Origin of the sequence: Actinoplanes sandaracinus, assembly GCF_030009775.1 — a bacterium.
Taxonomy (GTDB): Bacteria; Actinomycetota; Actinomycetes; order Mycobacteriales; family Micromonosporaceae; genus Actinoplanes; species Actinoplanes sandaracinus.
Window position 1 is genome coordinate 110,400 of sequence record NZ_JASCTH010000031.1, and the last position, 10,745, is coordinate 121,144.

A 10,745-nucleotide genomic window follows, 5' to 3' on the forward strand; every position below is an offset into this window, starting at 1 on the left:
GGACACATGAGCGACTTCGCCGGAATCGTCGACGACTACCTGGCCGTCTGGAACGAACCCGACGCCGACGCGCGGGCCGTACGGATCGCCGAGATGTTCGCCGCCGAGGCGGCCTACACCGACCCGATGGCCGCAGTCACCGGTCACGAGGGCATCAGCGCGCTCATCGGCGGCGCCCGGGCCCAGTTCCCCGGCATGGTGTTCAGCTCCGGCGGCACCGTCGACGCCCACCACGACATCGCCCGGTTCACCTGGCACCTGGCGCCGCCCGGCGCGGTCGAGCCGCTGGTGGTCGGCTTCGACGTGATCAGGGTGGACGGAGCGGGCCGGATCGCCGACGTGCTCGGTTTCCTGGACCGGGTCCCGCAGGCCTGACCGGACGGGCCCGCCGTTTCACTCGTCCGAAGAGGCGATGTCGCCGCCACGAGGGATCATGCCGGCGGCGAGGTCCGGCGCCGGCACGGTCATGGCGCGGACGGACCCCTCGACGCCGAGGATGTGCGCGGCTGCCAGCATGCGGGCGCGTTCGCTGTCGCGGTCGGCGATCGCCTGGTAGATCATCTGATGCTCCGTGACCGTGCGGGCGTCGGCCCCGGCGTCGACGCGGCCGCGCCACATCCGGGCGCGCACCGTGTGCCCCGAGGCGTTCTCGACCAGTGCGGCCAGCACCGGGTTCCCGCACCGAGCGGTGATCAGGTGGTGGAATGCCCGGTCGTTCGCCATCAGCCGCTCGTGGTCGACGGCCGGCGTCTGGACCAGGGCGTGGGACTCCCTCAACAGACGCCGCAGCTCGGCCAGTTCGGCGTCGGTGAGGCGGTTGACGGCCAGTGCCGTGGCCTCTGGTTCGAGGAGCCGGCGAACGTGCAGGAACTGCAGTTCGCCGGCTTCGCCGTGCAGTTCGGCGACGAACGCCATGCCGTCCAGCAGCAGGTCGGGCGCGAGGCTCGTGACATAGGTGCCGTCGCCCTGCCGGGTCTGCAACACCTTCAGCGTGGTGAGCGCCCGGACCGCCTCGCGCAACGTGTTGCGGGAGACGCCGAGGCCGGCGGCCAGATCCTTCTCGACCGGCAACTTGTCGCCGGGCCGGAGCTCGCCGTCGACCAGCATCTGCTTGATCCGGCCGATCGTCGACTCGATGGCGCCCATGACATGCTCCGGTCGTCAATTGATCCCATGAATCGACCGAACGATACGAGGGAAATGTGCCTGGAGTCAAGAAGTGCTTCCTCCATTAATGGCGAGATAACGTGATATATAGCAGCGCCGTCCTTTCATGCTCGTTGTGTCGTCCGTATTTGACGCCTATAGACATCGGGTCAATCCAGGGTTAGATTCCGGCTAATCAGCGCAGCGCCTGCTCACCAGCCACGTCCGGCCATGGTGGAGGTATCGATGGCATCCGACGCCACTGAGCGTGACGCCCACCCGAACACGGCATCCGACGGTCACGGTGCCGCGGCCACATTCGGCGCATCGAGAATGGATTGGCCGGCGGGGTACCTGCCGAAAGGCTCCACCCCGGCCGGCGGCGGCTCCGGTTCGCCGCTCGCCGGTCCGCGCCGCGATCCGGGCGGCCTGGGCCTCGCCGCCCTGCGGGTCGGCCCGGCCCTGATGTTGCTGGTCGTGGTGCTGGCCGCGGGCGCGCTGTCGCCGGTGTTCTTCACGACTCGCAACCTCGGCAACGTGCTCAGCCAGACGGCGGTCATCGCGATCCTCGCGCTCGCCCAGCTGCTGGTGATCGTGACCCGGGGCATCGACCTGTCCGTCGGGTCGACGCTGGCGCTGTCGGCGGTGGCCGGGGCCCTGGTGTTCGGATCGATGGAGTCCGGTCCGCTGGTCATCCTGGCCATGCTCGCCACCGGTGCGGTGGTCGGCGCGGTCAACGGGGGAGTGCTGGTCTGGGGCCGGCTGCCGCACCCGTTCATCATGACCCTGGCCATGCTGAGCATCGCCCGTGGCCTGGCGCTGTGGCTGTCGGGTGGGCAGCCGATCAGCGGCATGCCGGAGGTGGTCCAGCGTATCGGCGGCGGCTCGATCGGATGGTTTCCCTATTCGGCGTTCCTGGTCGTCGGACTGGCGCTGATGACGTTGCTGCTCACCAGGGCGATGGTCTGGGGCCGCTGGATCTTCGCGGTGGGCGGCAACCCGGATGCGGCACGCCGGGCCGCCATCCCGGTCAAGGGCGTGGTCGTCTCGGTGTACGTGATCAGCGGGCTGGCGGCCGGAATCGCCGCGGTCGTCAACGCCGGCCGCCTCAACGGAGGCTCGCCCACGTTCGGTGAACTCGCCGAGCTGGACGCGATCGCCGCCGTGGTGATCGGCGGGGCGAGCTTTCACGGCGGCCGTGGGCATGTCGGCAACGCGCTCGTGGGGGCACTCATGATCGGGGTCATTCGCAACGCCATGAACCTGCTCGACGTCAACGCGTTCCTGCAGCCGATCGTGATCGGTGTCGTGATCGTGCTCGCCGTCGAACTGGACGTGGTCCGCGGGCTCCTGGAGGAGCGGCTCCGGATCCTCCAGGCGGCGCGGTCATGACCGCGCCGAGCCCGCCCGCGCTCAGCGTCCGGGGGGCGGCGAAGCGTTTCGGCGCGGTGGTGGCACTGGACGGCGTGGACATCCAGGTCCGGCGGGGCGAGGTGCTGGCCCTGCTCGGCGACAACGGCGCCGGCAAGTCGACGCTCATCAAGTGCGTCTCCGGGGTGCACCGGCTGGACGCCGGAACAGTGGAGATGGACGGCGTGCCGGTCGACCTGGGCTCGCCGGCGGACGCCCGGGCCCTCGGCATCGAGACCGTGTACCAGGACCTGGCGTTGTTCGACAATCTCGACCCGGCGGCGAACTTCTACGCCGGACGGGAGATGACCACACCACGATGGCTGCCCCGAGGGCTCCGGCTGGTCCGCCGGCGAGCCATGGCCGAGGCGACCGTGGTGGTGCTCCGCCGGCTCGCGGTGGGCGTGGCCGACCTGACCACTCCGGTGGGGCTGATGTCCGGTGGCCAGCGGCAGGCCGTCGCCGTCGCGCGGGCCGCCGCGTTCGCGACGAACGTGGTGATTCTCGACGAGCCCACGGCCGCGCTGGGCGTACGGGAGTCCCGCCATGTCCTCGACCTGATAGCGCGACTGCGCGCCGAAGGACTCGCGATCATCGTCGTGTCACACGCGATGGATCACGTGATGGAGATGGCGGACCGGGCCGTGGTGCTGCGCCGCGGCCGTGCGGTCGGGGAGCTTGTTCCCCGGCCGGAGAACAAGGAACAGATCGTGTCGCTGATCGTCGGCGGTAACGGCTGACGCTCCTGCCGGCGCAGCGGTGCAACAGCCATCGTCGCGGCCCTGGTCGGCGCAGGTGAGATCGGCGCGAACGAATTCGGCGCGAACGAGATCGGCGTGGACGAGAAAGGTCAACGGAGGAAAAGACATGCGAACAAGATCGATGATGGCGATTGCCGTGGCGAGTCTGATGCTGGCCGCCTGCTCTTCCGGCGGAGATTCCGGGAATGGCGATCCGGGCGCCGGTGAAAAACTGAAGGTCGGTTTCATCACCAAATTCCCGGTGGATTTCTACGACATCATGGTCGAGGCGGTACAGGAGTACGACGCCGGCCATGACGACGTCGAGGTCGTCTACGGCCAGGGCAAGAGTGGAACGGACGACGAAGGGGAGATCAACGCCATCGAGAACATGATCGCGAAGGACGTCGAAGCCATCGCGATCACGCCGACCAGCCCGGCCGTGCGGACCGCGCTGGACAAGGCGGTCAAGGCCGGCATCGAGGTGGTGCTCGTGGACAACGACATCCCCGGCTGGAACGGCAAGAGCTCGGTGGTGGCCACCGACAACCTGGCGGGCGGCAGACTCGCCGGCGCCTGGCTGGCCGACCGGCTGCCGGCCGGCGCGACCATCGCGATCCTGCAGGGCCGGATCGGCAACCCCTCGCTCGACGACCGGGTCAAGGGTCTCAAGGAGACGCTAGGCAGCAAGGCGACAGTGGTGGGCGAGCCGGCCACCGACTGCGACCAGACCAAGGGCCTCAACGCGGCTCAGGACCTGCTCGCCGCCCATCCGACCCTGACCGCCGTCTACGGCGCGTGTGGACCTCCGATCGTCGGCGCCCTCCAGGCCGTCAAGTCGGCCGGCAAGAAGCCGGGCGACCTGACCGTGGTCGGCTTCGACGCGTCACCGGACGAACTGACCGCGATCAAGGCCGGCGACCAGGCCGCGTCCGTCGCGCAGTTCCCCGCCAAGATGGGCTCGCTCGGCATCGAGACCGCGGTGGCGGCGGCCCGGGGCCAGTCGGTCCAGCCCAGCATCGACACCGGCACCGAGATGGTCACGAAAGACAACGCCGCCTCCTTCGGCTGATCTGCCGCGCATTCCGGGCGTGGCCGGCGGACGCGATGAACTCTCATCGTCCTCAGCTATCGAAGAAACCAGGCGGATAACGTCACGAACGACGTTCGTGAGCGCGCGGGAGAGGGCGGCGAGCCATCCGCTCCTCGCAAGCCTGGGTTGATTTCGAGATCCGGGTGGACGCGGATACTCCGCAGCTCGGAAAGCATATTGATCGACGTTGACAGTGTTTCTGGCCGGATTGTAGCGTCAATGTGAACTCTTGGTTTCGGGCATGTGTCCAGCCGGTTTCCGCTGGCTGGTGGAACGCATGACGAGACGCTCCATACCCCGCTCGGGGTGCTTAGTCCCGATCCCCGGGTGGGCTCTTCCCATTTCGCTTTGCCCTGCCACGCGTCGGCGCGGCACCTCTCGAGAGAGGCGAGCAAATGCACAGGATCTCATTCGGCAAAACCGCTGTCCGGGCCGGCGCGGCGGCTTTGCTGGCCGCTGGTCTGGGTACGGTCACGGCCTCCACCTCGTATGCGGGCGGCCGCGCGACGATCACCAAACAGGCCTGGGGAACCACCGCCTCGGGTGTGGCCGTTGATCGGTACACCCTGTCCGTCGACGGATTGCGGGTACGCGTTCTCACGTACGGCGGAATCCTGCAGAGCATCGAGACGCCGGACCGGCGCGGCAGGACTGCCAACGTGACGTTGGGTTTCGACGATCTCCGTGACTACGAGGAGAAGAGCCCGTACTTCGGCTGCATCACCGGCCGGTACGCCAACCGCATCGCCAAGGGGCAGTTCACGCTGGACGGTGTGCGGTACCAACTGCCGGTCAACAACGAACCGAACAGTCTGCACGGCGGCACGACCGGTTTCGGCAAGCACGTGTGGAAGGCGACCCCGCTGACCACGGACGGCGGTGTGGCGCTGCGCCTGCAGTTCACCAGCCCGGGACGGGGACCAGGGGTACCCGGGCGCGCTGACGGCCACGGTGACCTACACGGTGACCGGCAGGCGGGAGATCCGGATGGACTACGTGGCCACGACCACCGAGGCGACGGTGGTGAACCTGACCAACCACGCGTACTTCAACCTGGCCGGTGAGGGTTCCGGCACGATCGACGGTCACCAGTTGACGCTGAACGCGAGCCGGTACACGCCGGTGGACGCGACATTGATCCCGACCGGCGCGATCGACCGGGTCGCGGGCACGCCGATGGACTTCCGCAAGCCGACTGCGATCGGGGCCCGCAACCGGGACGGCTTCGGTCAACTGGTGATCGGCCGGGGTTACGACCACAACTGGGTGCTGGACCGCAAGGACGACAGCTACCGCGAGCTCGAGGTGGCGGCCCGGGCGACCGATCCGTCGAGCGGCCGGCGGTTGACGGTGCTGACCACGGAGCCGGGCATCCAGTTCTACGGCGGGAACTTCCTGGACGGCACGCTGGTCGGCACGTCCGGCCGGATGTACCGGATGGGCGACGGGTTCGCGCTGGAGACGCAGCACTACCCGGACTCGCCGAACCACGCGAACTTCCCGTCGACCGTCCTACGGCCGGGACAGACCTATCGGACGACCACTGTCTATCAGTTCGGTGTAGCGCGCTGACCAAGCGAACAAAGGAGTGCATGATGCGTGCTGTTGACCCTTCGGTCGTTGCGGCGGCCGACAGACTCGGGCACGGGAGCGTCTCGCGCCGTCGGCTGCTGGCCGGCACGGGTCTGATGAGTGCTTCGCTGGCGGCGGCCGGTTTGTTGTCGGCGTGCAGCCAGGACGAGCCGATCGCGGACGCGATCGGGAACTTCCCGAAGACGCCGAACTGGAAGTTCGTGTTCATCAACCACGTCACCACTAACCCGTTCTTCACCCCGGCCCAGTACGGCGCGGAAGACGCGTGCAAGCTGCTCGGCTGCAGCTTCCAGTGGACCGGTTCGGCGAACTCCGTGGTCGCCGAGATGGTGAACGCGACCAACACCGCGATCAGCGGCAAGGCCGACGGTCTCGCCCTGGCCGTGGTCGACAAGACCGCGTTCCGGGCTCCGGTCGACCAGGCCCTGGATGCCGGGATTCCGGTGGTGTCGTACAACGCCGACGGCGCCCGCGACGACGTGGGCACCAACCGGCTGGCCTACGTCGGGCAGGGCCTGTACGAGTCCGGGTACGCCCTCGGCCAGCGGGCGCTGACCCAGGTGCAGTCCGGCGAGGTGGTCGGGTTCATCGCCACCCCGGGCCAGCTGAACATTCAGCCGCGGATCGACGGGGCGCAGCAGGCGTTCACGGACGCCGGCGGCGGGGTCACCTTCACCGCGGTGGCCACCAACGCGGATGTCACCAAAGGACTGTCCATCATCGACGCGTACGCCCAGGGCCACCCGAACCTGGCCGGCATGCTCGCCGTGGACGCCGGCTCGACCCAGTCGATCGGCCAGACGGTCAAGAAATACGACATGCGCGGCAAAGGGCTGAAGGTGGCCGGCGGGTTCGACCTGATCCCGGAGACCCTTGCCGCGATCAAGGCCGGCGACCTCGACTACACCATCGACCAGCAGCCGTACCTGCAGGGCTTCCTGCCGGTGCTCTACCTGTATCTCTACAAGGTCACCGGCGGCCTCATCTCGCCGCCGCAGACCAACACCGGCCTGCTGTTCGTGACGAAGGACAACGTCACCCAGTACCAGACCACCCAGACCCGCTACGAGGGTTCGGCCACCGACGTGAAACTCGTCGAGCGGTCCGGGCCCATCGCCCACGAATGACCCGCCCGGGGGTGACCGAACAGTGAGTGGAGTGGACTGATGCACGAAACAGTTCGGGAAGGGGCCGCTGGCGGGGCCGGCGTGCCCCCTGCCGGGCAGGAGGCAGCGCCGTCCGCGGTTCGCGGCCGGCGCATCCTGTCCATGCTCGGCCGGGTCGGCACCGTCCTGGTGCGCTGGCGCGAGGCGAGCGTCCTGATCGTCGCCCTCGGCATGGCCGTCTACTTCCGGGCGTCCAACGACGTCTTCCTCACACCGGACAACCTGCGCAACATCGCGCAGGCCACCGCGCCGGCGGCGATCGTCGCGATCGGCATCGTGCTGCTGCTGGTCAGCGGCGAGATCGACCTGTCCGTCGGGGTCGTCGCCGCGCTCGCCCCGTTCCTGATGCACTACGCGGTGGATCTCTACGGGGTACCCGTCGTCCCGGCGCTGCTGCTGGCCTTCGGCATCTCGGCCGGCATCGGGTTCTGCAACGGTTTCATCGTCACCAAACTCAAGGTGCCGTCCCTGGTCGCGACCTTGGGTTCGTACTACTTCCTGCTCGGCGTGCTGCTCACCACCTCGCACGCCTACCCGGCACAGATCCCCGAACAGGCGCGGGGCCGGATCCAGACGATCTTCGGCGCGGGGGACTGGGCCTCGCTGACCTGGTGCCTCACCATCGTTGTGATCTTCCACATCGTGCTCACCCGTACCCGCTGGGGACTGCACACGATCTCGGTCGGTGGCAATCCGATCGGCGCCACCGAGGCCGGCATCCGTACCGACCGCATCAAGATCGGCAACTTCATGATCGCGAGCGTGCTCGGTGCGCTCGCCGGGCTCCTCGAAGCGTTCCGGATCAACAGCATCGACCCCAACATCGGCGGCGGCACCGCCCTCGTCTTCACCGCGATCTCCGCGGCGGTCATCGGCGGCACCGCCCTGGCCGGCGGCTCCGGCACCGTCATCGGGGCGTTGCTCGGCGCGCTGATCCTCGCCGAGTTGCAGAACGGGTTCAATCTCATCGGGATCAGCGCCAACCCGTTCCAGCTGATCCTCGGCGGCGCGATCCTCCTCTCGATGATCGCCAACCAATACCTGTCCCGGCTGCGGCGCACCGGAGGCGCTTGATGACAGCGCAACCCACCACCTCTGACACCGCCCCGGACCCGTCGGCGCAGGGTGCCGCCCTGCGGGTGGAGAACGTGGTCAAACGTTTCGGTGCGCTCACCGCGCTGCGCGACGTCAGCCTGCGCCTGGACAAGGGCGAGGTGCTCGGCCTGATCGGCGACAACGGCGCCGGCAAGTCCACCCTCATCAAAGTCATTTGCGGATACCACCGCCCGGACGCCGGGCGGATCCACGTGGACGGCCAGGAGGTGGTGCTGCGCAGCGTCGACCACGCCCGTTCCCTCGGCATCGACACCGTCTACCAGGGCCTCGCCCTGATCAACGAACTCAGCGTGTTCCACAACATGTTCCTCAACCGCGAGCTGCGTTTCGGGCCGCTGCTCAACAACCGGGCCATGCGCCGCCTCGCCAGAGAACACCTCGCCGACATGGGAGTCGACATCCCCGACGTCGGCGCGGAGGTCGCCAAGCTGTCCGGCGGGCAGCGACAGGCCGTAGCCGTCGCCCGCGCCGTCTACTCCGACGCCAAAGTCCTGCTCCTCGACGAACCACTCGCCGCCATGGGCGCCAAGGAAGGCGCCCTCATCCTCGACCTCATCCGGGACCTCAAAGCCCGCGGCGACGTCTCCGTCATCATCATCGCCCATAACTACGCCCAGGTCCTCGACGTCTGCGACCGCGTCAACCTGCTCCAGCACGGCACCATCACCTTCGACCGGCGTACCGCCGACGTGACCTTGGAGGAATTGACCGAACTGGTCGTGGCCGAGTACCGCAACCGCCGCAAACCGTCGCTGAGAACCCGCTCCGACGATCCCGATCCGGGACCGTAGCCGGCAGCCTGCACGCCGCCCGGCCGCCGCCGGTCGCCTCGCCGACCGTCCTCGCCGCGCTGATCGTCACGCGGATCACGGCGGCCAGCTTCAGGACCGAGCCGTGACCGCATCGCACCCCCCAGGAGCCCACACCATGCCTGCCTCCGTGTCCGGATCCGCGCGTATCACCACCATGGACGTGCTGGACGTTCGCTTTCCGACGTCCGATCATCTCGACGGCTCCGACGCCATGAACCCTGAGCCGGACTACTCCGCCGCCTACGTGCGGCTGCGCACGGACGCCGGCGACGGCCACGAAGGCCACGCCCTGGCCTTCACCACCGGGCGCGGCAACGAGGTGCAGGCCAACGCCATCGCCGCCCTCACCTCCCACGTCGTGGGCAGATCGGTGGCCGAGGTGTGCGGCGATCTCGGCGGCTTCGCCCGTTCGCTCACCCACGATCCGCAACTGCGCTGGCTCGGCCCGGAGAAGGGCGCCGTCCACATGGCCGCCGGCGCGGTCGTCAACGCCGTCTGGGATCTCGCCGCCAAGCGGGCCGGCAAGCCGGTCTGGCGGTTCCTCGGCGAGATGTCGCCGGAGGAGATCGTCGCGCAGATCGACTTCCGCTGGCTCAGCGACGCCCTCACCCCCGATGACGCGCTGGACATCCTGCGGCGGTCCCTGCCCGGCCGCCAGGAGCGCATCACGCTGCTCCTGGAACACGGCTACCCGGCGTACACGACGACGCCCGGCTGGCTCGGCTACTCCGACGAGAAGCTCGCCCGGCTGTCACGCGAGGCCGTCGCCGCCGGCTTCGGGCAGATCAAGCTGAAGGTCGGCGCCGACATCGAGGACGACATCCGGCGCATGAAGACCGCGCGGCAAGCGGTCGGCGACGACATCCGCATCGCCGTGGACGCCAACCAGCGCTGGGACGTCCAGCCGGCCATCGACTGGATGCGCCGGCTCGCGCCGTACGACCCGTACTGGATCGAGGAACCGACCTCGCCCGACGACATCCTCGGCCACGCCGCCGTACGCCGTGCCCTGCGACCGATCAAGGTGGCCACCGGCGAGCACATCCCCAACCGGGTGGTGTTCAAGCAACTGCTGCAGGCCGGCGCGGTGGACATCGTCCAGATCGACGCGGCCCGGGTCGGCGGGATCAACGAGAACGTCGCGATCCTCCTGCTCGCCGCGAAGTTCGGGGTGCCGGTCTGCCCGCACGCCGGCGGCGTCGGACTGTGCGAGATGGTGCAGCACCTGTCGATGTTCGACTTCGTCGCGGTCTCCGCCACCACGCGCGACCGCGTCATCGAGTATGTCGATCACCTGCACGAACACTTCGCCGACCCGGTACGCGTCGTCGGCGGCCGGTACGCCGCGCCCACCGCCCCGGGGCTGAGCGCCCAGATGCTTCCGGCTTCCCTCGCGAAGTACGCCTACCCCGGCGGACCCGTCTGGGCCGCCCGTGTCTGACGCGGCCCTCACCGACGCCCACCAATGATGTTCGCCGAAGGCCTGGGCGCCGCCCCGGCCGTCAGGCGCCGGCCACCGCGACGGAGCGGGCGCCGGCCAGCGTCACGGCGAGTTCGTGGTAGCGCTGGGCGACGGCGGGCCAGCGTGGCGCCGGCTCGGCGTGGCCGCTGCGTTCGCGCAGTGTGGCGGCCAGAGCGGGCTTGGTGAGGATCTTGCGGATCGCGGTTG

General features: G+C 68.8%; 11 protein-coding genes. 10 read left to right on the forward strand and 1 reads right to left on the reverse strand.

The genetic code is table 11. The features are described from left to right. Positions 1-6 precede the first annotated feature (6 nt). Positions 7-375: a nuclear transport factor 2 family protein gene (locus tag QLQ12_RS37255; protein WP_282765605.1), complete on the forward strand. Its 369-nt coding sequence runs from the start codon at positions 7-9 to the stop codon at positions 373-375. A gap of 18 nt (positions 376-393) precedes the next feature. Here the strand turns inward: QLQ12_RS37255 and QLQ12_RS37260 are convergent, their stop codons facing one another. Further along, complete coding sequence (locus QLQ12_RS37260) at positions 394-1,146, reverse strand: FadR/GntR family transcriptional regulator (protein ID WP_282765607.1); 753 nt, start codon at positions 1,144-1,146, stop codon at positions 394-396. 333 nt (positions 1,147-1,479) lie between these two features. Here QLQ12_RS37260 and QLQ12_RS37265 point away from each other — a divergent pair, with 333 nt between their 5' ends. From QLQ12_RS37265 to QLQ12_RS37305, 9 genes are all read left to right on the forward strand, one after another. Then, complete coding sequence (locus tag QLQ12_RS37265; RefSeq protein ID WP_282765609.1) at positions 1,480-2,538, forward strand: ABC transporter permease; 1,059 nt, start codon at positions 1,480-1,482, stop codon at positions 2,536-2,538. Then, positions 2,535-3,296: an ATP-binding cassette domain-containing protein gene (locus tag QLQ12_RS37270; protein WP_282765611.1), complete on the forward strand. Its 762-nt coding sequence runs from the start codon at positions 2,535-2,537 to the stop codon at positions 3,294-3,296. The genes QLQ12_RS37265 and QLQ12_RS37270 overlap by 4 nt, the downstream gene beginning before the upstream one ends. 169 nt (positions 3,297-3,465) lie before the next feature. After that, positions 3,466-4,368 carry a sugar ABC transporter substrate-binding protein gene (locus QLQ12_RS37275; RefSeq protein WP_282765627.1) on the forward strand — a complete coding sequence of 301 codons (903 nt, stop codon included), beginning with the start codon at positions 3,466-3,468 and terminating at the stop codon, positions 4,366-4,368. Between the two features lie 416 nt (positions 4,369-4,784). Beyond that, positions 4,785-5,453 carry an aldose epimerase family protein gene (locus tag QLQ12_RS37280; protein WP_282765613.1) on the forward strand — a complete coding sequence of 223 codons (669 nt, stop codon included), beginning with the start codon at positions 4,785-4,787 and terminating at the stop codon, positions 5,451-5,453. Next, on the forward strand, positions 5,353-5,961 hold the full coding sequence (locus QLQ12_RS37285) for an aldose epimerase family protein (RefSeq protein WP_282765615.1): 609 nt from the start codon (positions 5,353-5,355) through the stop codon (positions 5,959-5,961). The genes QLQ12_RS37280 and QLQ12_RS37285 overlap by 101 nt, the downstream gene beginning before the upstream one ends. Before the next feature lie 20 nt (positions 5,962-5,981). Then, positions 5,982-7,109: a sugar ABC transporter substrate-binding protein gene (locus QLQ12_RS37290; protein WP_282765617.1), complete on the forward strand. Its 1,128-nt coding sequence runs from the start codon at positions 5,982-5,984 to the stop codon at positions 7,107-7,109. Between the two features lie 39 nt (positions 7,110-7,148). Further along, complete coding sequence (locus QLQ12_RS37295; RefSeq protein ID WP_282765619.1) at positions 7,149-8,222, forward strand: ABC transporter permease; 1,074 nt, start codon at positions 7,149-7,151, stop codon at positions 8,220-8,222. After that, the gene (locus QLQ12_RS37300) at positions 8,222-9,055 is read left to right on the forward strand and encodes an ATP-binding cassette domain-containing protein (protein ID WP_282765620.1); all 834 of its coding nucleotides are present in this window, start codon (positions 8,222-8,224) and stop codon (positions 9,053-9,055) included. Before QLQ12_RS37295 ends, QLQ12_RS37300 begins: the two co-directional genes overlap by 1 nt. Before the next feature lie 136 nt (positions 9,056-9,191). Further along, a complete protein-coding gene (locus QLQ12_RS37305; RefSeq protein ID WP_282765621.1) occupies positions 9,192-10,517 on the forward strand; it encodes an enolase C-terminal domain-like protein in 1,326 nt (441 codons plus the stop codon). The last annotated feature ends 228 nt before the right edge of the window (positions 10,518-10,745 follow it).